This window comes from Pseudomonas sp. OST1909 (genome assembly GCF_015277575.1).
GTDB lineage: Bacteria > Pseudomonadota > Gammaproteobacteria > Pseudomonadales > Pseudomonadaceae > Aquipseudomonas > Aquipseudomonas synxantha_A.
Genome location: NZ_CP063780.1, coordinates 3,402,800 through 3,425,943, shown reverse-complemented (window position 1 = coordinate 3,425,943; position 23,144 = coordinate 3,402,800). Strand labels below are relative to the sequence as shown.

Sequence of the window (23,144 nt, the reverse complement as noted above, 5' to 3'; positions counted from 1 at the left end):
AGATACGAAATTAGCTCAAGTCATTTCCAGTCCCTCCGAACTCCGGAGTAGTCCGCCAAATTGCTGAGCCGGCTCCACATAGCGAAGAGCCGATTTCATATCACTCCAACCCACGTACTCCATGAGCGTCTTGATATCCCAGCCAGAGCTTGCCGCCCACGTGGCGAAGCCACGCCGGATAGAGTGAGCACTGTAGATTTCGGACGGCAAACCGCACCGACCCAGAGTATCTCGAATGAGCGGGATCATGCTGTGTGCTGCAAGTGGGCGATCGCTGATGTTGCCCCAGCGATCAATGCCCCTGAACACGCCGCCGTTTGTAAGACCGGCAGCTTCGATCCAATTCAAGTACGCCTCCACTGGGCAAAGCTTGCTCAATGATGGTGTCTTGTACTCGCGGCCGATGTTCTGCCGGTCTCCTTTGGTCGACCCGAGATAGAACCTGATCCCGACGTAACGCTCGGCGTGCGTGTTCTCGATCGTGAGCCTGGCCAACTCATCTCCGCGGAATCCCCTCCAAAAGCCAATCGTGAGCAAGGCAATGTCACGGCTCGCCTTGAGAAGGGCGGCCATGTTGCCGGCGGCTCTTGCCTGAGCAACCTCATCCTCCAAGTGCGCCACTGCTTTTGCGAGGTGCAGCAAAGCCAGAGGAGCTGCTTGCTTCTGCTGCACGGGGTATACCGCCCGGATGCCTTTCAGCAACTGCCTGACCTTAGGTGCTTTGGTAGGGTCAGGGAAGCCGTTGCTTTGGTGCCAGTTTGCGAGCGCAGCCAAGCGTTGCTTCAGCGTGCTCAGCGCCAGCTGGTCGGCGTACTCAGCGATGTAGCGCACTACTGACTCTGTGGTGGTGGGTAGGTATCCACCCCAGGCCACCTCGAAATGGGAGAGGGCGGCTGCATAGCTTTTCGTCGTGTTCTGACGAACGCTCGCCGCTAGGAACCTGTCTGCCTTGCTCACCACTGCTACCATCCGATTTCCCCGTTTCGAGCCTTCCATGACTCGCTGGCCAGCTGTACCGATATTCAGGTCATTTTACCCCTGCTCAATGGCCTAACAAGCTATAAACCTCGATTATATCTTGCCAGTTGTCGGCAAGTTCACAGCAAGGTTTGGCATTTTCGTATTATGTAATTGCATGACATGTGACATGACACGAAATCGTCTGGAGGGGGTATGGCGCGAGGCGGCGTTAACCTAGCGGTGGTGCAAAAGGCGCGGAACAGCCTGCTAATGCGTGGTGTTTATCCCAGCATTGATGCAGTCCGAGTGGAGATTGGAAATACGGGCTCAAAGACCACGATCGCTCGGTATCTAAAGCAGCTGGAATCACCAGGATCAGAAGCGAACCCTCGTGAACGCATGAGCGGCGCGCTGCGCGGGGTCGTCGAAAGCTTGTTGGATCAAGTCCAGGAAGAGGGCAGCCAGGCCTTTCTTGAGGCACGAGCAGAGTTCGAGCACGAACGTAAGCTATTGGTCTCACGAGCCGAGGCACTTGAGAGCGAGCTAGATGAAGTCAAGCTCCATTTCAGGGCGCAAGGAGATGTCTTGGCTGCTCAAACTGAAGAGCTTAAGACCACTCAGTCCACACTGCAGACTGAGATCACGCGCAACGCCAGGCTCACCCAGAGCAACAGTGATCTCGAAGTCCGGATTCAAGAGAAGGATGTGCAGATCCAGTCTCTGGAGCAAAAGCATATGCATGCCCGGGAGGCCCTGGAACACTACCGTGCTTCGATCAAGGAGCAGCGAGACCAAGATCTGAACCGCCACGAGTCCCAGCTCTATCAATTGCAGCAGGAGCTGACCGTCCTTCAGCAGACGCTCATGGTCAAGCAGGAGGAGATCACCCGATTGATCCGGGATAACGAGCGCTTCATTGCCGAAAATCGCCAGCATGCCAGGGAAGCCTCGCAACATCGTGAGGCTGTCGAAACCCTGCGGGGTGAGCTGAGCATTGCCAATGCTACTACCGCGCGTGCGGAAGGTGCGAAGGAACTGCTCGCTCAACAGTTGGAAGCAAAGGCTAAAGAGGCTGGTGAGTCTCAGTCGCAATTCGCAGCCGCGAAGCTAAGGGAGGTGGATCTGGCACACAAACTCACCACCGCAGAGGCTGAGCTCATGGCTTTGCGCGTATCGAGTGAGGCGGATGGCTCGCAGGCGTAGTCCAGAGAACCTTGAACCCATTAGCACATCGCTGAGTACATTTGTACTCCTGTCAGAATTCGCAGCTCGCGATCCGAGCCAGGTAGTCCCCATGCGAACCAGCGCCTGCCATACCCTCTAACTTCAGGCTTACCAGTATCTGTATAGCCGAAGCCAGCTCGCTCAAAGCCCATGCAGCCACCTACACATAAGCGGCCGAAATCATGGGCGTGGAGAAGAGCGAAGTCCTATTCGTTGCCAACCTGCGACTCCAGTGTAAGGAGTCGAGCTGTGGTGACCGCGGCTTGGAGATCAAGATGGCTTGAGGCGAACGACTTCATAAGAAGCGGGCGGGGAAGGGCCCAATCCCATTTCTCTCGGATCATGTTTTCGACATTTTCCAAGATCGGCTCTACGTTCGAGATGTCCATTTGACCGACCACGCGCAACGCTCGCAATGTGTCCTCCGCGCCGAATGCAACTTCCAGGAATAGCCCGGTGTTTTCACACTGAATACCTACATGCCTGAGCAACAAGGCCAGCGCATCGTTGGTGTAATCCCCTCGCCAGGTTGCCACATGGCTTACGCTGGCAGAGCCAATTATCGCCGCGTCACCCAACCCGAGAGCGCGGAAGTTATTCCGAGCCTCGTCTAGGAGCGCTTGAGCGTGTTTGTCCAGGAAGGGGCAGGATGTGGTCTCCATCAACACGTTTCGCATTTCAAGCCTGACACGATCATCCACCTGGGCACCAAGCCCATCAAACTGAGGGGGCTCGCCGCCCCGCGCCGGTGTGACCACGATCACCTTTGCTTCGAGGTCGACATCCTGAACCTGCCAACGCCTTCCGCCGAAGATGATGCGTTGTCCCTTGGTCAGGGGTTTGCTGACGGGCAGCGAGCCAAGTGGCTTCCCATCCCGGAGCAAACGAAACTCTTCATCGCTTGTGAAGGCGGTGTAGAACTCATAGTGGTTGATCAACCGCTCCCCGAGTTCGCCTGGTAGCAGAAGTCCTGAGCTGTCTTGGACGATCAATTCCTTCTCACCCATACCCTTGAGCAAAGCCAGGAAATCAGGCTTGGTGACGCTCGCAAAACTGCCGCTTGCGATGAGATTTCCCCATAATTGCGCCGCAGAAGCACCGCCGAGCTGAGCAATTGAGGATAGGCACTGTTGCACTAGTGTCGAGGCGTGTAGGCCTCCCGATCGAGGCGGCTCAAACCATCCACTGATCAGCAATCGGATCATAGCGACCGTTTGGACAAGGCCCTCACGTAACTGATCGGAGAGATCCGACTTATCTGTTAAAGGGCGCTCCCGGCAGTACGTCCTGAGCATCGCAGGCTCACCGGGGCGGCGACCCGAGCGGCCAAGCCTTTGCCTGAGACTTGCCACAGAGGGTGGACAGCCGATCTGGGCGACCGTCCTGATGCTACCGATGTCTATACCCAGTTCCAGGGTGGTAGTGCATACGGCAGAAGCTGGAGGATCTCCCGCTTTCAACGCCCGCTCGGCATCCTGGCGTAGCTCCTTGGACAAGCTACCGTGATGCGGCCAGAACTCGTTCGGAACACCATCGTTTTCGCACAGTGAGCGCAGACGGTCGGCAAACCATTCAACCTCTTGGCGCCTGTTCGGGAAGATCAGGTTGTTATGCCCCCTCAGCACCTTGTACAGGTGGCCTGCGATAGCCACTTTGGTACCTGAGGTGTCTTCCTTCTCTGCGCCTTCATCTGTTGATGCATTCCCTGGGTGTTCCACCACCAACTGCTGCATGGGCTGCTCAATGTAGCCACGCACCTGTACCTGGAGCTCTTGGCCAGAGGACTTTGACTCAATAACCGTGATGCCATCCGGGCACACTGGCCTCAGGAACTTGCGGGCCAGCGACATCTCCCCAAGCGTCGCCGAAAGCCCTACACGGGGCAGCGTTCTACCCACGACGATTTCAACCCGTTGCATTAGCGATTGCAGCTGCTTTCCACGCTCACTTCCGATGAAGGCATGAAGCTCATCGACGACGATGTAGCGAAGGTTCTGAAAAGCCCCAGGTAAGCCTGAGCCTCTATTTACAAACAGGGCTTCTAGGGACTCCGGAGTGATCAGCAAGATGCCCTCAGGCGATTTCAAAAACCGTTGTTTCTTGCTTGCTGCCACATCGCCATGCCAAGCAACGACGGGCAGTTCGAGCCTCTCACATAACCGGCTAAGCCTGTCCCACTGGTCGTTGATCAGCACCTTGAGCGGGCTGATATACAGCACCGCGCCGGCTGGCTCACTGTTGTTGAGCAGGTTGGTCAGGATCGGCAGGAATGCGGCCTCTGTTTTACCTGCGGCAGTGGACGCTGCAATGATCACATCGCGATCGGCGGCCACCAATGCCGGTACCGCCCACTCCTGCGCATCACGCAGGGACGTCCACCCCTGTGACCAGATCCATTGCTGAACCTCCGGGTGTAAACGCTCGAACGAAGAAGAGTCAGAGCTTGAAGCTGGCGAGCTCATCGTCGGCCTCAACTTCTAGATCTTGCTGCCCGGCCTCATCCTTGGTCAGCTCCACGGCGCCCAATAAGGTTCGCCAATCCGCGGTAGGGTTTTGCTCGATCACCGCGAGCAAGTTGATGAAAGCCGTAATGGTCGTGCGCGGCGTCCGGAAATATGCCTCGCCCAAGCGCTGATTACAGTGCGCCATGAAAGCGGGGATGGCTTCATCCGGCAGCAAAAACTTCTCAGGCTCACCGTAGGCGTAAACATTGCGCAGCTTCTGCAAAAGCACGTAGAAGTCTTCAGGTGTCAGGCTGCTGAGTCGAATGACAGGCCCAGAAAGGTCGACCAGGCCAGACTTAGCAAAGCTGTTTTCAGCGAGGCGGGATTGCAGGGCAGGGTAGCTGTAGAGCCCCCGACGAGTGTCCATCAGAAACTCTGGTGTGCCGCCCAATACAAAACCCAGGCCTTCAGCGGAACCCTGCAACGAATCGTTGAGGATGCGCAGAATCTGTTCGTAATTGGCGTTACGGGCCTGGGTGTTTGCCAGTTTGTACAGGTTGACCAGTTCATCCAGGCATACCATCAAGCCGCCGAAACCAGCCAGGCGTACGAATCGTGACAGCAATTTCAGCTGGTCGTAGACAGAAGCATCATCGACGATCGTCCGCACGCCCAGAGCAGCGCGGGCGTCAGTCTTGGTGGAGAATTCCCCGCGTAGCCAACGAATGGCGTCAGCCTTGAGCTGCTCGTTACCTTCCTCGAAGCCGCGGCAGTAGGCGGCAATGACGTCGGCAAAATCATACCCATTGACCATCTCGGTGAGCTCTGCCAGGTACTCACGAATGACCGCCTCACTCTCGACACCTTTGGTCTTGGCTTCCGTTTTAGCTTGGGAGATGAACTTCTCAACGATACCCTGCAGAGCGCCGCCTTCTGGCTTGGTGCGGGTGGCCATGTTTTTGGCCAGCTCCGAGTAAAGTGAGCGCGCTTGGCCACCTGAAGCGTGAAGCCGGCGGTCTGGATTCAAATCGGCGTGCATGGTGACAAGCTTGCGCTCCATGGCGATGCCGCGTACTAGGTTCAGGAAGAAGGTTTTGCCCGCGCCGTACTCGCCAATGACGACGCGAAAAGCCGAGCCGCCATCCGCGAGACGATCCACATCTTTGAGCAGCGAATCGAGTTCACCCGCTCGACCTACCTGGATGAGATGCTGCCCAACACGGGGCACTACGCCCGCACGCAGCGATTGAATGACCGCGTCGCGATCCTTGGCTCGTATCTTACTCATAGGGCTAGCTCATCCAGAATGTCGGGGTTGATTTCGATGGGATCATCACCTTCGGTCACGGGCATGTCGAACAGCTCGAACGCTGTCTCGTTGATCCGCTCCAAGGCGCCATCCAGCATCAGTTCCATATCACTGGCTGCGTCTTCCAGCTCGGCACGACTCCACTCAGCCCGTGACACCAGAAGCCGAAGGAACGCTGAATGCTCGACGTCCAGGCCATGTACGGTAGCAAGCTGTTCGGCGGTACTTTCTTCCTGCCGTTGGGGCGCCTCGGGCTCCAAGGCGCTAGGCGTCTCAGTCAGCGATTCTTCATTGAAGACGCTGGCCAGGAGCGCCGACACTTCTGCCGTTTCTTGTTGCAAGCGAGCGACCTTGTCCATGTCCAGTGCAAAGCCAGAGCCAGTGCTTTCTGATGTCTGTGTCGCAGTGGCCAGCGCGGCATTCGCAGTCAGTGCCTCCACTCCATGGGAGGGACGAACAGCTGCACTGTGGAGGTCGCTGTAGACGAACTGCGGATCGAGGGCGAGCGACTTGTATACGCGCTCAAGGAGCTTAACTTCCTGTGGCGTCACCTCGCCATCCGCTTGTGCCAGGTGGGCCAGGAAGCTGGCAATTTTCCGCTTGGCCTCGATCGTCAGCGGCTCAAGCTTCTTCTTGAGGCTTGCCAGTGTCGGCGGTTGCTTCAGTTGAATCTGGAGGTGCGCCTTCAAGCGTTTTCGATGCGCGACGCAGAGGTGATCCCATGAGTCAATGTGGCCGGACAGCAGACTCACCTCTTCTAGCGAGGTGTCACCGTCAGCCGCAGCCACTGCACTGGCCAGGTCTAAAGTAACTGCTGCAGCGCTGTAAGCATCGGTCGAACGAAGAGTACCTTCATCAGAGTCCGCTGCGAACAGTGCGATGGTGTCTTCTGCCTTGGGCGTACGGCTGCCAGAAAGCACATCGGGCTCTAATCCGATCCGCTTGCTTTCCAAGGCCCGTGCGAGTGCCACGACTTTGTCGCGGGAAAGCGCGCCGGCGGATTTGAAACGGCCTGCCAGCTCAGCGAAACTCATGCAGATAGTTTCGCCGCCGACGCGTTGTGCCAACTGTTCGAGTTCGGCTTTTGCTTCAGCAGGCCAGAGTTCTGTTGGCAACTGCAGGATGGCTTCCAGACTATATCCAGCGTCTGGGTTGCGCCCCAGATATCGACTGTAAGCGTCTAGAACGGTGGTGCATTCTTCCACTATACCCTGCAGCTTGTTACGCGTTCCTGAGGTTGCGGCGACATCGGGGAGGTCGCCCACGGCTGCTGCCGGGATGCTCAATCCGGAAGAAGCGGGGCGATAGGCAATCTTCAGCTTGGTCTTGTTCTGAGGAAGCACAATGCCGTTGGGATAACGTTTTGCGAATTGGTTTTTGAAGAGCGCTGCGAATTGCTCAGGACAACGGGTCACAGGTGTGCGTCTGGAAATGTTGGGCTCTGCGAGCGCCCAGGCCAATGCCCAGCTCGGATTGAGAGGGTATTTATCCACGGCCATCTGACCCAGCGCGACTCTCAGTGACATGGGCAGCTCGTACCCATCTGCGGCACTGGCAATCGGTTCACTCATATAGCTCTGAGGCTGAACAGAACCCGCGTCGATATGGGCGAGAAAGCGGGTAGCGTAGCCGCGGAAAGAATGGTTGTCGCCGTAGAGACCAAGCAAGCGTTCGACCTCGGCCTTGATGGCAGCAATCTCTACCTTAGCCTGAGGATCGCTCGGTGCATCGATCAGCGCGCGGCGTTCCAGCCCGTAAAAAAACAGGAACACGTATCCCGCATCCGCAGGCTGGCGGCGACCTCCTGCCAACCATTGCAGATACGCTCGCCGCGCCTCAGGCGTGATGCTTCGGTAACTTGGCCAATAGGGCATCTGCCGCTCGGTAAGGCTCATGGGTGAGCGTGCGACTCGAAGCGTTGCATCAATCAGGGACGGTTCAGTCTGACCGAACTGGGTTGCCCGCTCGGTGATGTAGAGCATTCCACCCGGGATAGCCAATCCGGCCACGGTGATGGACTCATCTTCTGCAAGCCAGCGAACGCCCATGGGCTTTGCACTTGGCTTTGGGATGGTGTAGTTCTGACTATCGCTGGACGAACCGACTTGGACAGTATGGAAGTCTCGCTCGCGGGTACTGGTGCCGAACTGGACGGTGAGACTGGGGGAGGTTGCCTGTCGAGATTCAGCGGCGATCTCCGCAACAATGTCATCTTCAGGCGCGTAACGCTTTGCCTGGGTGGCGCGTCTGACGGCCCATACCAATGCACTTACGCCCAAGATAACTCCAAGCGCGATCCACGCTTGCTTTGGAACTTGCGCCAAAAGGGCAACAACGAATAACAAGGCGTACAGAGCGATCGGCCCGCCGCCGCTCCCTTTGCGCTTCCGTGGCATATGAGTATTCCGTACAGTTGGTAATGGCCAGATGACATTCTTACGGATTTCACGAGGCGGGCCAAGCGGAACAGACGAAGGGAGCGCTGGGGCGAGATTACTTAAACGGATCAACGCATCGCAGATGCAGGCAATCGTGCGGTGGGGATGATGCGCGTGATCTCGACGCCGCCTACAGATATCTCAGGCTTGGTCAGTGATGCGTTGGAGAAGGTTTCGGGCAAGTCCCCGGTTGAAGCTCTCCGTGCATTAGCTGCGCTTTATCCATTTGCCCAGAAAGAGGCCGCTCGCCAAGCAGCCTTGAACACGCTGCGCGTAGGGTTGATCGGTGCGCTAAGTGAAGCGACATATCTCGACAAGGGTGGGCGTGTGATCGCTAAGACCAAACCTATGTCATTAGGCGCTGAGCCCTCGCAGGATAATGAGGAGCGCGTTTGGGCAGAAATGGTCAAAAACCACGCGCTCACACGCAACCTAACCGTGCAAGGCGGCGTGATTCCAGCACTGGGCGTTATACAGCGGGAACACTGCTATAAAGAGCAGGATCTGGTTGAACTTGCCAAAGCGTCGGCCTTAGTACCGCCTGATCGGGCGCACATGGTCGGCAAGGGGCTGTATTGGGGAATGACGGGTGATTTCGGCATGGCAGTGCACTTCCTAATCCCCCAACTGGAGAATATCGTCCGGTTTCATATGAAAGGAGCGAGGCTGAAAACCTCCAACACTGACTTGGAGGGTATCGAGAACGAGAACGGCCTGAGCAAGCTTCTAGACGTAGATGGCGTCGATGCAGTATTCGGTGGCGACATCGTGTTCGAGATGAAAGCTTTGTTCTGCAGCGCGTTCTGGCCGAACCTGCGAAACGCGTTCGCTCATGGCCTGATGGATGATGACGATTTTTACTCGGCGGACGCCGTTTACGCTTGGTGGTTCATGTTGAGATGGGTAGCCATGGTGTACTGGGCCCAGTCTGCGTCAAACCGTCAAGCCGTTGCCGAGGATCTACTCTCTACGGTAGAAGGCGCGCCGGCAGTTACTGGCGAACCTGAGACAGATGCTTCTTAATATCTGCGAACCCCAGGCGAGGGTTTGGTCAGGAAACAGACCAAACCCTCTACCAACTTCACCTTTCCGATGACACCATGTTCGACCAAGGTATTAGCTAACAGCTCTAGGTCAGGCCTTGGCGCTCCAAACACCGCGCGTTAGTCTCAAGCTTTTGCGTTGAGGCTGCAGATGCGAACGAAGCGAAGGATCACCCGGGCATACTGTGTGGATTTGGCCAAAGAATTAACCATTGGCGGTGCTCATCAGGCCTATTTCAACCAAAACCAGCCACGTAGCCGTTTTCTGTTCCAGTGCTCATCACCGGAATGCAGGGCGCTCAAGGTGGTGCCAAAAATCACAGCCGTCAATTACTACATCCACCCGACCGAAAAAGCGCGCGTCAAATCTCCGCATTACAAAGACAACGAGCACTATGACCATCACGCGGACTGCGAGTGGATGCTGCCAGATGAGGACGAAGGTAGCGATGCGCCGTTGCCCGGAGAGACTGAGTTACAGACCCGCACACGCTTGGCAAAACGCCAACTCACTTCGGTAATCGATATCTTTGTTCCCCCGACACAGCCAGAACAACCCGTGGTACGTCCACCTCGAGCCGCACCAGGCGACGAGGACGAGGCAGGAGCTATTCGTCGACGGGGCGGTGGCGGCGCAGAAGGCACCCGATCCGATCGGAAGCACCGAAGCGGTGACCTGCGTGAGCTAGTGGATTACTATCACGACACACGCGAAGCCTTGAAAGACCTCTTTCCCGAGGTAACGATCAACGTGACAGGGCGTGGTGAAATACCGTTGCGTTCGTACTTCAAGAAGGTGGCTTGGGCCAGACCTGACACTGCAGGATACGTCTACAACGGCGGTGGCCGGATTGAGCCGCGTGAAGGGGCCGGCTTCGTATTCAACTTCTATGACAAGGTTACGGACAAAGATGCCTCTCTCCAGGTCTCTGATGAGGTCATGACTCAGCACCGATCAAGGCGCTATGTGAATGAAATTCTCGATCAGGCACGGCTGGTAAGGTACTTCACGTTCTATTTCCTCGGCACCTTCACCTATCACGAGGCCAGCGACACCATGGTTGCACAGGTTACTGACCTTCGCTGCCTGGCGATTGACTTGGGGCCGTTGAGGAACTGAGCTTCAGTAGAGATGGCAGCTCCTAACCATTGGCAAGGGCGGCACCCGATGGGTAAATGCTTAAATCAGCGAGAGGCCTTCGCCTAGACGTAGATAGGCGCCGTGTAATGCAGCAAAGGAGCAAGTGATGCGTCAAGTGGTGTGTACCGATTGCCTTACCGAAACCTTCCTGCAGGATCATGCTTCGGAGAACGATATCAGCGAGTGTGACTACTGCGACCGAGAGCTCCCAGTCATGGACATGGATGAGCTGGTGGAACTCTGCGAAACGGCAATCCACGCCTCTTTCCGTGAGGTTCAGCAACCGAATTCAGTGATTCATCATGGTTACCCACCGATCGGTGAAAGTCTGTATGACGTGCTGGAGCGCATGCTGGGTTCCGATGAGACCCTGCTTTCTGACATCCATGAGCGCTTGCTCGACTCTTGGAGTTGTCCAGATGATGACGATCCTTGTTTCGAAGAGGAAAAAGAGGCTTCGTCCGAGCTGACTATCGGTTGGCGGAAAATGGAGCACAGCTTGAAGTTCGAATCGCGGCTGGCAAATCCCTTGGTGGGGTCAATCCTGACAATGGTCTTCGACGGCATAGAAGATCTGCGCTCGGTGGACGACCGGTCAGCCATTGTGATCGCAGGCCAAGGTTATCCAATCTCGTCATTCCAACGGGGTAGGGTGTTTCAGGATGAGCAGAGCATGGAGGAAGCGCTGACTCACCCTGAAAAGCATCTCGGCCCGGTACCAGGAGGCAAGGGATCTCCTGGCCGAATGAACGCCAAGGGAATTTCGGTTTTTTACGGCGCAACAGATGACCACACGGCAATTGCGGAGGTGCGCCCTCCGGTTGGCAGCATGGTAGTTACCGCGCGGTTCGACGTAATCCGGCCTCTGAGGCTTCTCAACCTGAACGACCTGGCTTCAATGCGTCCGCATCGGGGGTTGAGCTACTTCAATCCAATTCGCAGGAGCCTCACCGAACGCTGCGCGTTTCTGAAAGACTTACAGCGCCAGCTGACGATGCCAGTTATGCCGGACTCGGCGGAAAGCGGGTATCTGATCACGCAAGCTATTGCCGATTTCCTTGCAACCCATGAAAAGCTGAATCTCGACGGTATCTTATTTCCCTCTGTGCAGGTGCAACAGGATACGTCACTGGGGCAGAACGTCATTCTTTTCAACAAGGCCAGTGGGGTAGAAAGGCTCGAGGACACACAAAAGGCTGAGTATGTGAGTCTCTGGGAACCGGATGAAGATAGGTTGGTGTATTACCCAGAGTACTGGGAAGCGGAACCTAAAGACTCAGATCAATCCTCCCGGTACGTCCCTCTGGTACCTCCGCCGGAGCCAAGCCTACGTCTAGCTCGAGACGGCATTGTGATTCACAAAATCCAGGGAGTCCGCTTCAGCACCGAGATCGACCCAGTCCACTATGTTCCTTGGTCGCAGGACAGGAAATACCATGGGTTTCGATAGCGTGGCTGGTTCCTAACGAGAGCTCGGATCTTATAAGGGATCTCGGAACCCATCGGAGTTTAGCGGGCCAGTACCAGCCTTACCGTTCATCGGCAAAACCTATATATTGGGTTAGGCACATATTGAAAGCACTACATATTGGGCTAAATTGTGCTTGAGAGCCTACATCTGGTGTTTTGCCATGAACGAAGCCCATATCGAGAAAGCAGCGACCGATCTGCTCATGCAGATTTACCGTGATCGCCGTTACCTGTGGCCAGATCAAGATGTTCCGCCGATGATGATGCGCAGCCCCCGGATCGCTGCCATGGTCTGCGGCTACGACTACCATGAGCATCCCACCCTGGGAGACACCCATTTCAATCGGCACAACGCCGGTACTCGTATCGCGGGCCTGATTGACCGTCAATCGAACAAGATCGCCGTCGCGACTGAGTTTGGTGACAAAGTCCAGCTCTTCACCGGCGCGCATGAGATCGGCCATCTTGTGCTCCACGAAGACACTATCATGCACCGCGACCGCGCTTTTGACGGCAGTCATTTGCAAACACCACGTGCACCTGCAGAGAGACAAGCCGATCGCTTCGCCGCCTGCTTCCTAATGCCTCAGAAGCTGGTGAGAGAACGGTTCGAGTTCATGTTCTGTTGCAAGGGGCAATTGCGCTTCAGTGACGTGATTGCCTATCACCTCGACCCCAACAATCCGGATCGGCTTCTCTACTCCCCGAAAGAGTCGGGAGAACGTGAGCTGGCGCTGGCGCGATGCACCCGATTTAACAACCAGCACCTGGTGTCACTGGCCCAGCAATTCGGTGTCTCAGACTCGGCGATGGCCATCCGGCTCAAGGAGCTGGAGTTGGTGCGGTGGCCTTAGAACGAGCAGGGCGTTATTGGAACGTGCAGTAGGCAGAAGTTGTTGGGTCGCCCAGAGAGGCATCACTGTTCTGGGTAAAATAAAAAAGGGGCCTTCACGAGGCCCCTAATCTTTGCTTCTGAAGGGTTACTTAGCTAACCAGCTCTCGACTTCGTCGGCACCATGCTGGCTTTTCCACTCTTTCAAGGTCTTGTGGTTACCACCCTTGGTCTCGACGCGCTCGCCTGTATGTGGGTTCTTGTAGACCTTAAGCTGACGGGGCTTGCGGGTGGACTTTTCAGCCACAGCGGCTGGTGCACGTCGACTGACAGATTGTGGGTCAAGAATGGCTATGATATCGCGCAGGCTGTAGCCGTACTCCGAGAGCAGGCTACGGAGCTTTTGTTCAAATTCGATTTCGCGCTTCAGGCCATCATCGTTTTTGAGGGTCTCAAGTTCGGCAAGCTGAGCAGCCAGTTGTTGCTCCAACTTACGGAATTCGGCGAGTCTGGACATTTGATGCTCCTGTATATGGTGCGTCGAGTATAGGGGTGGGGCTACAGGCCATCAATGCGCAGGTTCAAGCCGATGCCTGAGGCCAAAGAGCAAAGAGCAAAGAGCAAAGAGTCGAACATCATCCGAGTATGGCCATTGATGCGAGCTTGCGAAACCAAGGTAGTCTGCGAGTGAGAACTACAGCCTCCTAGATGCGAGGCGTGAGGCTTGTTCTTCCAGCTTCGAGATCTATGACCACTACATCAATCCGAGATCGCAACGCTTCCGGAAGGCACTCTATCAAGGCTAGCCGCATGGCCTCAGGCGTACGGGGGGTAGGGACGCCCGAGGGCGGAACCTGCAGTCTTTTTCCCGTGTTGGACGGTAGTTCCCCAAACCAGAACACCAGGTAAATCCCGCAGCCATGCGAGCGCCAATCAATCAGATAGCGATCATGCAATTGGTGGGTTGCACCCTGCCAAACCTCGTCATGCCACTGGCACTTGATCTCAATTGGAATCTGAAAGTCACCGCAGGCGAACGCGAGATCCACTCGCTTGGATTTGGGCATGTCAGCTTCTGTGAGCTCCCTGATACCGAACTGCTCCAGCTCTCGGCTGATGAGCATGGCAAAGCGGTCTCTGCAGATGTTCTCAACGTAGGGCACACCGTTGTCGCCCCAGAACACGCTTACCCGATCCAGGTCATCACCCAACAATTTTTTCTGAATCACGGAAAGCTCATCGAGCACCAGTGCTCTGAGGTCTACCATGTTCGTCGGCGGCCCCTCACGGAGCAGCGCACTTAAGGCACCTGGCTGAAGGGGGGCGAAGTCTTCCTCTGCACGCTTCTGTCGCTGCTCGGCCGCCATATGTAGAAGATCCAGGGTGTAGCTGTCTTCCGGCTCTGCAATCAGCTCCTGCAGGGCTTCAATTGCCTCGATCGAAGTATCGTCTGCGAGCCGCTGGATCATTGATCGAACGAAACTGGCAGCCTCAAAAGGAGATTTGCTTCCGTCACTCACCCACGGCCTGTTCTGGCGCGGCCAGGATCCTCGAAAATTGGATACGATCCATTTGACTTGAGCGGTATCGAGTACACGCTTTTGCCCTCGGCGCTCTCCGGGTACAAGCCTGATGATGGGCCAAATGAAATCCGGATCGTCTTTGCCAATTACCGCAAGAGCCTCCCTGGATTCATTAAAGCTGACCAGAAAATCTACGGCCCGCCACATGAGCATCCGACTGACGGAGCTGAATTCAACGTCCGAGTAAAGCTTCGCGATCGCGCCCATTTCGTGCAGATGTTCTGGTGCGACCAAGAGATGGATCATCCTGTTCTCAACCGATTCTCCCATCACGAGTTGGTCGCTGAGCCAGGCGGCAGAAAGGAGAGCAGCGGTTGCATGCCACTGGGGTTGAGAGAAGATTGCATTCATTGCTGAGATTTGTGGTTTGCCAGCCTTGATGCAGGGCTCAAGGCACAGCCAAGCGAAGTCATAACGACTCAGGGTGTCTCGCCTTGGCAAGTCATGGTTGCCAAATAACTCGTTTTCGAGAGCTTCGCACAGGGACGAAAGGTCATTGGGAAGAAGCGTTATCTGATTGTGCAAGCAAGCAATCAAAGCGGATAGGAGAACGGGTGATTGGATGTCTGAGAAGCCTTCACCCGCGCGCAGCCTGGCCAGTAAGCCGGCAACCATAGGTAGAGAGTAGTTCCACATCTTCTCCTCAGCAGGACTGTGAGCCACATCATGGGGAGACGGCAGGTCATCGCGGTGTAGCACGGCTTCAAAGCCTACAATGGCATCGTCGGCAAACTCGGCACCAAGCCACGCCGTGAGGGCCTCAACTGAGTTAAGGTGCACGTCGTAAACGTCGTGGTGGCCCAGGTAGTAACTGGCCGCAAGGAGTATCTCCCGCAGATCGCCATTTCGCAGAGATGAACGGTGCTGAAGATAGTGGTCGCGATCGGCTTCATACTGAACGCGGAGCGCTTCTATTCGCTTCGCCTGCCTCAACTCTCTTTGAATCGCATGTTCGGATTTGCCTGGATTTTCCAGCGTGTAGACATAGGCCTCTAGCTCAGAGTCATCTCGTTGGAATTTTCGGCTGACAGCTCGAACATCAGGGTCAAACGTGCGATTTCTACACGCTATCAACATCAAATCACGCCATTGCGCCCGGGCTTTCTCATCCTGAGTGCTAAAGAGAGCCAGTCGCTCCAGAAAAAAGAGCAAGTCGGACTTGCGGCTTGCAAGCCCCAAAAGGCGATCCTCCAGATCACAATTCTGTGACCAGACGGAGCTGGCAGATTCCTGATCATGCAGCACATACTGCTGGACGGCATGCCTGAGATCGTCGGCATTGTCGAGATGGGCGTTGAGTGTTTTCCTCTCAGGTACATCATAAAGGTCAAGCCGGTGGATAGCGCCTAGCCAGTTCCAGAGAAGCGCGGCATCTTCTGGGCAGTCGGTGAGTACGCTTTCAGTGATGACGCGGCTGATAAGAAGCGCGATAAGACCGACCAAGTAGCTTGGTGGCTCAGTTTCACTAAAGTCGACCGGAACGCATTGCTCGGTGAGCAGGCTCAGCAGCTTTGGAATCCTACTGAGAGCCAGTTTTTGGCTAAAAGGTAGCCAGTAGACTCCGCCAGATGTCCTTGAGGATGCTCTAGGTAGCGAGCAGACATACAGCCCTGAGCATGCCAGGATATTCATGGCCAGAAGCTCATCGCTTACGTCAAAATCATTCGCCTCGATGACGAACAGCGCAAGCTCGAACGACACGTCAGTATACGACTGATGTAATCGATCAATCATGCTCTGCCGGCGTGCCCGGTCACAGGAAGGCAGCAGAGCCTGTACAGCATGCTTGCGCTCTGAAAAAGCATGTCGATCCGAAAACACCACACCGTCAAGAGCGTCTTCGAGCGACCTGGCCAACGGAGTGCCCGTGAGACCCTCGATCAGAAGGGCCCTTAAGTGAACATTGCTGTCCGGCGATGTAATGATCGTCTCGATTTTGCTTACCAAGTTATCATGCATCAGGCCACTGGCCTTATGACTGCCCCAATCCTGGGATCTAAAAAATGGATCTGTTTGCGACAGGGATGTAAGCGCGTCGAGCATGCTTTGAGCTTGCTCTGCAGTGAGGTTCGCCGTCTCGCCATACCGCAACACGCCATATGGATCGGCTGCAATCACCGCAGATGACATAGCTTGGCTGTGGTAAGACAACCACGCGTGCAGGCCTCGCAAACTCGCAGGCACACTGCCGCCGGTGCGAAACTGAGCGAGCACTCTCTTCTGTGCTTGAGTGGTTATTGCGACCTTTGACAGCCATCGAGCCCCGAGAAACTCTGCAACCACGCGATGTATGGGCTTTGCCCGTTCCGGGCCAACCGTCTGGAACAGTTTTGAGGAAAAAACCGCTTGTGCGGCTTCCGCCTCGGGCAGCTCGCTGAGCTCTGCAAGCCTGACATCCCCTACTACGAGATGATTAGGGCCGGAGCGACTGATCGCGTCCCCGCTCGCGAGTAGCAATCCCGCGCAGAGAGCCCCAGCGGCCGAAAGCGCTTGTTCTTCAGAAAGAAGGCCAAGCGCGCCGTCAATACGGTGAGGGTCATGCTCAGGCCAGAGTAGAGTGCACACCCGTTCGAAGAGGCCCCCACGTGTAGCAGGGAGAGTCCTGTCAGCAACAGCGACTTTGCCAATGAGGCTAAGAGTCAGAGGATTATGGTAGAGCTCGGCAATCCCTTGATCCTCAAGGTGATCAAGGACATGATCCACATCGAGCTCTGGGTAGAGCTGGCGCATGAAAGCAAAGGCATCAAACCTCGTAAACGCTTCGATGGTTAGGATGCTGGGGGCTGAGCCATAAATTTGCGCTAGGTTCACAACATTGCGTGACTGCCATTCTCTCGACCTGCAGCAAAGGATGAAGTCGGGATGCCCGGCATCCTCAAGCTTCCCTAACACCATATCCACAGCATCGCTATCCCGCCGCGCCATGGCTTCGTCGAGCCCATCTATCAACAGAGGTTTACCAGGAAAATGAAAACGCCCCGGGTTGCCGCTGGCGATGAACCGTTGCGCGCTGATTGGCCGGACGTCTAAGCGCCGTCCTAATTCCTCAATCAGCTGGCTTTTACCCATGCCCGGCTCCCCCCAATATGACCTTGGGGCCTGCAATGGCAAGGAGACCATCCTCATCAACGATGGCTAGACAGCCAGATGATTCGTTGTTTTCAAGACGCAGATGGCGAGAAAAATACCGCTCGATTGTCACGTTTGAACAGCTCCATGCTTGCCCGGCGGCGCTCGACGTCGGCGGATGCGTAGAGAGCATCATAACTTCCGTTTGACGGGAAATCAGCTTTGAACTCGAAGGGTAGGGGGAACTAAAGTTAGCCGCTATGCCGTTGCCTGCAACGCTGTCCAGGACAACCGGAGCGCGCAGCCCGGGAAGCCTGGAGGGCATTAAACGTTTCCGTGCGTAGAGGGCATCCAGGTGTACATAACAGCAGGTGCATGATCACAAACTTGAAGATCAGTCCTTGGTCGCAGGTATTCGCCAGAGCGGAACCAACTGGGATAGTTCCAGCCCAGAGATCTGAACCTATCCATGCGCGCGTCCGAAAGCCCTGAAGATTGGGATAGAATTGCGCCTATTTGGGTGTAGGAATCGTGTATGTTTTTGGAATGGACGCCATCTAGGTTAGGGCGCTTACTGACTAGATCAGCCAACTGGCGTCTCCTCGTCGAAAGCGATCGTCTTGTCGTGGCCGTCGGTGGGGAGCAATACCACATAGCACCAGAAACGCTCCCAAGCTTTGAAATCAAAAGCCGCATGCTCTGGTCGGAACTGGTGTGGCCTGCAGGCACCGGCGTGCGCTTTGGTGGACTCTCGAACCTACGCGCTCCAGCTCTGCACCGTGCACTGAACGATCTCCTCAAACGATCCCGCTGCCAACGCTTCGATTCCTACTACGCCAAGCTGTCCCGGTGGCTCGCAGAGGCTGACCATGCCTTAGCAACCGCTGATCAAAAGCACCGCTGGCTGTAAGCGTCCGGCGAACTCACCTTCCGAACTCCAGCATTAAGGGCGATGGTGTCCGCGTATTTTTAAGCGGACGCGATCACCCTTATCGCCAGGATCTCCATGCGCCAACGAAGCTCTTATCCGAAACCATTCAAAGCTCAAGTCGTTCGAGAATGCCTGCAACCTGGCGCAACCGTGTCCAGTGTCGCCATCAGCCACGGCATCAATGCCAACGTTATCCGCAAATGGATGCCGCTCTATCGAGATCAGCCCGCAGCGGCTTCACTACCGGCATTCGTCCCGCTAAAAGCCGCACCTAAACGGCCAGCCGAAGCACCAGTGATCATCGAGTTGCCCATGGCCGGGCAAGTGATCACGGTGAAATGGCCAACCTCAGATCCTGAAGGCTGCGCGCAGTTTATTCGGGCTGTCACTCGATGATCCGCATCGATGCCATCTGGCTGGCCACCGAGCCGATGGACATGCGCGCCGGTACCGAAACCGCATTAGCCCGAGTGATCGCGGTGTTCGGTGCGGCGAAGCCGCACTGCGCTTATCTGTTCGCCAATCGCCGGGCTAACCGGATGAAAGTGCTGGTGCACGATGGCGTCGGCGTCTGGCTTGCAGCGCGTCGACTGAACCAAGGCAAGTTCCACTGGCCCGGCATTCGCCATGGCTGCGAGGTCGAACTCGACAGCGAGCAACTCCAGGCGTTGGTACTGGGCCTGCCGTGGCAGCGCGTTGGCGCCGGCGGTGTGATTAGCATGCTGTAAACGCCGGCCATTTGGCCGGTCTACTTGTCGTCGTCCCGCGTCTGCTCTGGCACAATCGGCGGCATGACTTTCTCGCCCAACCTCGACCAGATGACCCCGGAACAGCTTCGTGCCTTGGCGGCACAGGCGTTGCAGTTGCAATCCCAGGTTGAGGCGATGAGCAAGAAAATCCAGAACGATGAAACCATCATCGACCATCTGACTTACGAGATCGCCCTGCTCAAACGCCACAAGTTTGCAAGGCACAGTGAGCAAATCAGCCCGGCGCAAGGCAGCTTGCTAGATGACCTGCTCGATGCCGACCTTGAAGCTATCGAGGCCGAGCTGAAGCAGCTCCTTCCGGTTCCGCCACTAGCCGAGCCACGGCAATCTCCGAAACGTTCGCCATTGCCGCCGCAGTTCCCGCGCACCGTGATTCGCCACGAGCCTGAAAATACCCAGTGCGCCTGCGGCTGCCAACTTCAACGCATCGGCGAAGACGTCAGCGAGAAGCTGGATTACACGCCGGGCGTGTTTACCGTCGAGCAACATGTCCGGGGAAAATGGGCCTGCCGTCAGTGCGAAACTCTGATCCAGGCGCCGGTACCGGCCCAGGTTATCGACAAAGGTATTCCGACCGCAGGCTTGCTGGCCCACGTGATGGTGGCCAAGTTTGCCGATCATTTGCCGCTGTACCGGCAGGAGAAGATTTTTGGCCGCGCCGGGCTGTCAATTGCCCGCTCGACCCTGGCGCAGTGGGTCGGACAAACCGGCGTGCGGCTTCAGCCACTGGTCGATGCGCTGCGTGAAGCCGTGCTTAACAAGGACGTGATCCACGCAGATGAAACACCCGTGCAAATGCTTGCGCCAGGCGAGAAGAAAACCCACCGGGCCTATGTCTGGGCCTACAGCACGACCCCGTTTTCGGCGCTCAAATCGGTGGTTTACGAATTCAGCCCAAGCCGTGCTGGCGAACATGCGCGCAACTTCCTGGGCGACTGGAACGGCAAGCTGGTCTGCGACGACTTCGCTGGCTACAAAGCCGGGTTTGAACAAGGCATCACTGAAATCGGCTGCATGGCTCACGCCCGTCGCAAGTTTTTCGATCTGCACGTGGCGAACAAAAGTCAGCTGGCCGAACAAGCACTGCACTCGATCAGCGGCTTGTATGAGGTTGAACGCCAGGCGCGGGACATGAGCGATGAAGATCGGTGGCGAATACGTCAGGAGTTGGCGGTTCCGATCAGCAAAACACTGCATGATTGGATGCTGGCCCAGCGTGATCTGGTACCCAACGGATCGGCCACGGCCAAAGCCCTCGATTACAGCCCCATCGTCCAGGTAGCGCTGACGCGCTACCTGGACGATGGGGCTGTGCCCATCGACAACAACCAGGTCGAGAACCAGATACGGCCATGGGCACTCGGGCGCTCGAACTGGTTATTTGCTGGATCGCTGCGCAGCGGTAAGCGGGCTGCGGCCATCATGAGTTTGATCCAATCGGCGCGCATGAACGGGCATGATCCGTATGCCTATCTCAAGGATGTGCTGAAGCGACTGCCGACGCAGCGGGCCCGTGAGATCGCACAATTGCTGCCGCATCAGTGGGTTCCGTCCCGACTACCCCAAGAAAAGCTGTAAGCGCACTTAGGCTTCAGTGAGTTTTTTCCGAAGAAAGCTCAAAGCATCCTTGAAAACCTGATGCCAATTCTCAGAGGGCTCGCTCACGAGCGGATGCCAAAAGAATCTGAATTCATGGCCTCCATCATCTTCTGCAAAATGCATCCAAGTATCTGGAAGGTCTTGGGCAACATGACATTCATGAAATGCCCATGTGTATCCAGTTACGATGCATCGCCGCTGCCCCAGATGTCGCCCAACTGTCGACTGAATCCCTGCTTCTTCTTTCAGCTCTCGAACCGCAGCCAGGTCGCTTGACTCACCTGGCTCGACACTGCCTTTGACCAGCTGAAAGCCTGCTAATGGATGCTCGAACGCTAAGATTTCCAGCGTTTCTCTGCCTCGCAGAACTACAGGACAAGATTTATCTGCTTCCATGCCGTCAAACCTACTCCGATCCTTACGCGTGAGTCAGGAAGAATAAGCGAAGCAAGCTGCCATCGAAACCGGAGAGGACGAAAGATTCACAAGGTGTGTTTGCCGTCCGCTTACCGCTGGCTTACCTATGAAAACCAGCAAGCATTACTGGGTAGCAAACCAAGCCTGGAGTTGAGCGTAGCGGCGCTAAAAGAGCTACTTGACACCCCAGAGGTGAGGGCCCATCTGAATGATGGGTATGCCCAAGCTGAGCTCGATATCGAACGGTGGACGTCTGATTGGGCGAGCACATGGGAAGAGCGCAACGAGCTGCACACGAAGCGAGAGCTTCGTAACTGCCGGCAGATTTTCGACAAGGTAGAAAGTAAGCCTTTGACTGACGAGCAGGCAGAGGCGGTGGTGTGCTTTGACAACCGGGTTCAGGTTGTCGCATCGGCGGGCTCTGGTAAGACCTCCACGATGATCGCAAAGGCTATCTATGCCATGCATCGGGAGATTGTCAGCCCCAAATCTATCGTCATGCTGGCTTACAACAAGGATGCGGCTGCAGAGCTTCAAGCGCGGGCCAAAGCCTCTCTTGAACGGCTTGGCAAGCCTAACATCGAGATCGCAGCCATGACGTTCCATTCATTAGGGCTGAAGATCATAGGTTCGGCTACCGGAAGCACACCGCATGTGCCCGCTTGGGCACGCAAAGAAAGTCTCGCGTTGGCCAGGCTAGCCGAGATTGTTGATGACCTCAAAGATAAGTCTCCAGCGTTCCGTACACGCTGGGATATTTTCCGCTTGGTGTTTGGTCGACGCCTACCTCTTTCACGCAATGACAAGCTCTTCGATACGACAAACTCGGACGGCGAGGGGAAGCTGGTCACTCTAAAAGGCGAGGAGGTGGCCAGCCAGGAGGAGTGCATCATTGCCAACTGGCTTTTTTACAACGGGGTCGAGTACCAGTACGAACGTGAGTACGAGCACCCGACCGCTACGGCGGAACATCGCCAGTACTTCCCGGATTTTTTCTACCCAGGTCTAAATCTCTACCATGAGCATTTTGCTCTGGACGCAGAGGGCCAGCCCCCCGAGCAGTTCAAGAAGTACCTGGAAGGGGTGGCTTGGAAACGTCAGATCCACAAGCAGAAGGGAACGCACCTGATCGAGACGCTTTCTCACCAAGTCCGCAGTGGGGAAGCGTTCACCCATCTGGCTAAAGAGCTCACCGACAGGGGCATCAAGCTCGATCCCAACCCTGATCGGCCGATTCCATTTAATGGTTTGGAACCCATCAAACATGCCGACCTACTTGGACTGATCCGTACGTTCATTAACCATTTCAAAAGCAACTGCTATACGGAACAGGACTTGAAAGCTCGCGTGGCTGAGATGGACAGCGGCGCCTTCAAGTACCGGTTCAACATGTTCGTAGACCTGCTGATCCCGGTGGTCAAGAAATGGGATAAAGCCTTGGCAGAAGAGAACGGAATCGACTTCGAAGACATGATTAACAAAGCTGCAGGATATTTGGAGGCCGGTCACCGGTCGCCATACGACCTGGTTATGGCTGACGAATATCAGGACGCATCGCGTGCCCGGGCGCGGCTTTGCAAAGCCCTCGTTCGTCAGCCTAATCGGTTTCTGTTCGCCGTCGGGGACGACTGGCAATCGATCAACCGATTCGCGGGTGCAGACGTTTCCGTAATGACAGGTTTCAAACCCTGGTACGGCCATGGCCAGGTGCTTCGGCTAGAAAAGACATTTAGATGCCCTCAGGCCATTTGTGACGTCTCCAGCCGATTCGTGTCGAAGAACCCAGCGCAATTCAAGAAGAGCGTGAACTCTGTGACGGCGCATCGGGCCGGCCTTCCAGGCTATACAGGTTGAGCACCGGAACAAGGTAGCCCAAGCGGTTGATAAATATGTCGAGCGCCTTTACCAGCAGAT

General features: G+C 56.0%; 17 protein-coding genes. 10 read left to right on the top strand and 7 right to left on the bottom strand.

Translation table 11 applies throughout. The features are described 5' to 3' along the window. Positions 1–15 precede the first annotated feature (15 nt). Positions 16–957 (bottom strand): tyrosine-type recombinase/integrase, encoded by a 942-nt coding sequence (locus IH404_RS14970; RefSeq protein WP_194438226.1) that lies wholly within the window; start codon positions 955–957, stop codon positions 16–18. Positions 958–1,173: 216 nt separating this feature from the next. Here IH404_RS14970 and IH404_RS14965 point away from each other — a divergent pair, with 216 nt between their 5' ends. Beyond that, positions 1,174–2,163, top strand: a complete 990-nt coding sequence (locus IH404_RS14965) for a DNA-binding protein (protein WP_053256033.1) — start codon at positions 1,174–1,176, stop codon at positions 2,161–2,163. A 227-nt stretch (positions 2,164–2,390) separates the two neighbouring features. On the opposite strand, the gene IH404_RS14960 is transcribed toward IH404_RS14965, so the two are convergent. Genes IH404_RS14960 through IH404_RS14950 form a run of 3 tightly spaced genes read right to left on the bottom strand, consistent with a single transcriptional unit; the run spans position 2,391 to position 8,333 of the window. Beyond that, the gene (locus IH404_RS14960; RefSeq protein ID WP_194440678.1) at positions 2,391–4,577 is read right to left on the bottom strand and encodes a DEAD/DEAH box helicase; all 2,187 of its coding nucleotides are present in this window, start codon (positions 4,575–4,577) and stop codon (positions 2,391–2,393) included. A gap of 43 nt (positions 4,578–4,620) precedes the next feature. Further along, a complete protein-coding gene (locus IH404_RS14955) occupies positions 4,621–5,916 on the bottom strand; it encodes an ATP-binding protein (RefSeq protein WP_053256032.1) in 1,296 nt (431 codons plus the stop codon). Beyond that, complete coding sequence (locus IH404_RS14950; protein WP_194438225.1) at positions 5,913–8,333, bottom strand: TerB N-terminal domain-containing protein; 2,421 nt, start codon at positions 8,331–8,333, stop codon at positions 5,913–5,915. Before IH404_RS14950 ends, IH404_RS14955 begins: the two co-directional genes overlap by 4 nt. 150 nt (positions 8,334–8,483) lie before the next feature. Here IH404_RS14950 and IH404_RS14945 point away from each other — a divergent pair, with 150 nt between their 5' ends. The 4 genes from IH404_RS14945 (at position 8,484) to IH404_RS14930 (ending at position 12,883) form a co-directional block, all read left to right on the top strand. Then, entirely contained in the window at positions 8,484–9,398 is a 915-nt protein-coding gene (locus tag IH404_RS14945; protein ID WP_194438223.1) for a DUF4209 domain-containing protein, read from the top strand. Positions 9,399–9,605: 207 nt separating this feature from the next. Further along, positions 9,606–10,538, top strand: coding sequence for a hypothetical protein (locus IH404_RS14940; protein WP_131696322.1), 933 nt, complete (start codon positions 9,606–9,608; stop codon positions 10,536–10,538). A 127-nt stretch (positions 10,539–10,665) separates the two neighbouring features. After that, on the top strand, positions 10,666–12,009 hold the full coding sequence (locus tag IH404_RS14935; protein ID WP_194438221.1) for an RES domain-containing protein: 1,344 nt from the start codon (positions 10,666–10,668) through the stop codon (positions 12,007–12,009). Between the two features lie 181 nt (positions 12,010–12,190). Then, a complete protein-coding gene (locus IH404_RS14930; RefSeq protein ID WP_053256027.1) occupies positions 12,191–12,883 on the top strand; it encodes an ImmA/IrrE family metallo-endopeptidase in 693 nt (230 codons plus the stop codon). A 126-nt stretch (positions 12,884–13,009) separates the two neighbouring features. On the opposite strand, the gene IH404_RS14925 is transcribed toward IH404_RS14930, so the two are convergent. After that, positions 13,010–13,378 (bottom strand): histone-like nucleoid-structuring protein, MvaT/MvaU family, encoded by a 369-nt coding sequence (locus IH404_RS14925; RefSeq protein WP_053256026.1) that lies wholly within the window; start codon positions 13,376–13,378, stop codon positions 13,010–13,012. A gap of 187 nt (positions 13,379–13,565) precedes the next feature. Then, entirely contained in the window at positions 13,566–17,513 is a 3,948-nt protein-coding gene (locus IH404_RS14920) for a hypothetical protein (protein ID WP_194438219.1), read from the bottom strand. Positions 17,514–18,048: 535 nt separating this feature from the next. On the opposite strand from IH404_RS14920, the gene IH404_RS14915 reads away from it, so the two are divergent. The 4 genes from IH404_RS14915 (at position 18,049) to IH404_RS14900 (ending at position 20,792) form a co-directional block, all read left to right on the top strand. Then, positions 18,049–18,423, top strand: a complete 375-nt coding sequence (locus tag IH404_RS14915) for a hypothetical protein (RefSeq protein WP_194438217.1) — start codon at positions 18,049–18,051, stop codon at positions 18,421–18,423. A gap of 96 nt (positions 18,424–18,519) precedes the next feature. Then, positions 18,520–18,840, top strand: a complete 321-nt coding sequence (locus IH404_RS14910; RefSeq protein ID WP_194438215.1) for a transposase — start codon at positions 18,520–18,522, stop codon at positions 18,838–18,840. After that, on the top strand, positions 18,837–19,172 hold the full coding sequence (gene tnpB, locus IH404_RS27855; protein WP_004575513.1) for an IS66 family insertion sequence element accessory protein TnpB: 336 nt from the start codon (positions 18,837–18,839) through the stop codon (positions 19,170–19,172). The genes IH404_RS14910 and tnpB overlap by 4 nt, the downstream gene beginning before the upstream one ends. Positions 19,173–19,235: 63 nt before the next feature. After that, on the top strand, positions 19,236–20,792 hold the full coding sequence (locus IH404_RS14900; protein WP_194438214.1) for an IS66 family transposase: 1,557 nt from the start codon (positions 19,236–19,238) through the stop codon (positions 20,790–20,792). Positions 20,793–20,798: 6 nt separating this feature from the next. Here the strand turns inward: IH404_RS14900 and IH404_RS14895 are convergent, their stop codons facing one another. After that, entirely contained in the window at positions 20,799–21,209 is a 411-nt protein-coding gene (locus IH404_RS14895) for an NUDIX domain-containing protein (RefSeq protein ID WP_194438213.1), read from the bottom strand. Between the two features lie 99 nt (positions 21,210–21,308). Between IH404_RS14895 and IH404_RS14890 the strand changes: the two genes are divergently transcribed. After that, a complete protein-coding gene (locus tag IH404_RS14890; protein WP_194438212.1) occupies positions 21,309–23,084 on the top strand; it encodes a UvrD-helicase domain-containing protein in 1,776 nt (591 codons plus the stop codon). Positions 23,085–23,144 lie beyond the last annotated feature (60 nt).

Excerpts from the sequence above, each read along its gene's own strand:
- IH404_RS14915 (WP_194438217.1), top strand. The coding sequence starts at position 18,049 with ATGTTTTTGGAATGGACGCCATCTAGGTTAGGGCGCTTACTGACTAGA.
- IH404_RS14910 (WP_194438215.1), top strand. The coding sequence starts at position 18,520 with ATGCGCCAACGAAGCTCTTATCCGAAACCATTCAAAGCTCAAGTCGTT.
- IH404_RS14925 (WP_053256026.1), bottom strand. The coding sequence starts at position 13,378 with ATGTCCAGACTCGCCGAATTCCGTAAGTTGGAGCAACAACTGGCTGCT.
- IH404_RS14895 (WP_194438213.1), bottom strand. The coding sequence starts at position 21,209 with ATGGAAGCAGATAAATCTTGTCCTGTAGTTCTGCGAGGCAGAGAAACG.
- IH404_RS14955 (WP_053256032.1), bottom strand. The coding sequence starts at position 5,916 with ATGAGTAAGATACGAGCCAAGGATCGCGACGCGGTCATTCAATCGCTG.
- IH404_RS14935 (WP_194438221.1), top strand. The coding sequence starts at position 10,666 with ATGCGTCAAGTGGTGTGTACCGATTGCCTTACCGAAACCTTCCTGCAG.
- IH404_RS14945 (WP_194438223.1), top strand. The coding sequence starts at position 8,484 with ATGCGCGTGATCTCGACGCCGCCTACAGATATCTCAGGCTTGGTCAGT.
- IH404_RS14965 (WP_053256033.1), top strand. The coding sequence starts at position 1,174 with ATGGCGCGAGGCGGCGTTAACCTAGCGGTGGTGCAAAAGGCGCGGAAC.
- IH404_RS14900 (WP_194438214.1), top strand. The coding sequence starts at position 19,236 with ATGACTTTCTCGCCCAACCTCGACCAGATGACCCCGGAACAGCTTCGT.
- IH404_RS14920 (WP_194438219.1), bottom strand. The coding sequence starts at position 17,513 with ATGGGTAAAAGCCAGCTGATTGAGGAATTAGGACGGCGCTTAGACGTC.
- IH404_RS14950 (WP_194438225.1), bottom strand. The coding sequence starts at position 8,333 with ATGCCACGGAAGCGCAAAGGGAGCGGCGGCGGGCCGATCGCTCTGTAC.
- IH404_RS14930 (WP_053256027.1), top strand. The coding sequence starts at position 12,191 with ATGAACGAAGCCCATATCGAGAAAGCAGCGACCGATCTGCTCATGCAG.
- tnpB (WP_004575513.1), top strand. The coding sequence starts at position 18,837 with ATGATCCGCATCGATGCCATCTGGCTGGCCACCGAGCCGATGGACATG.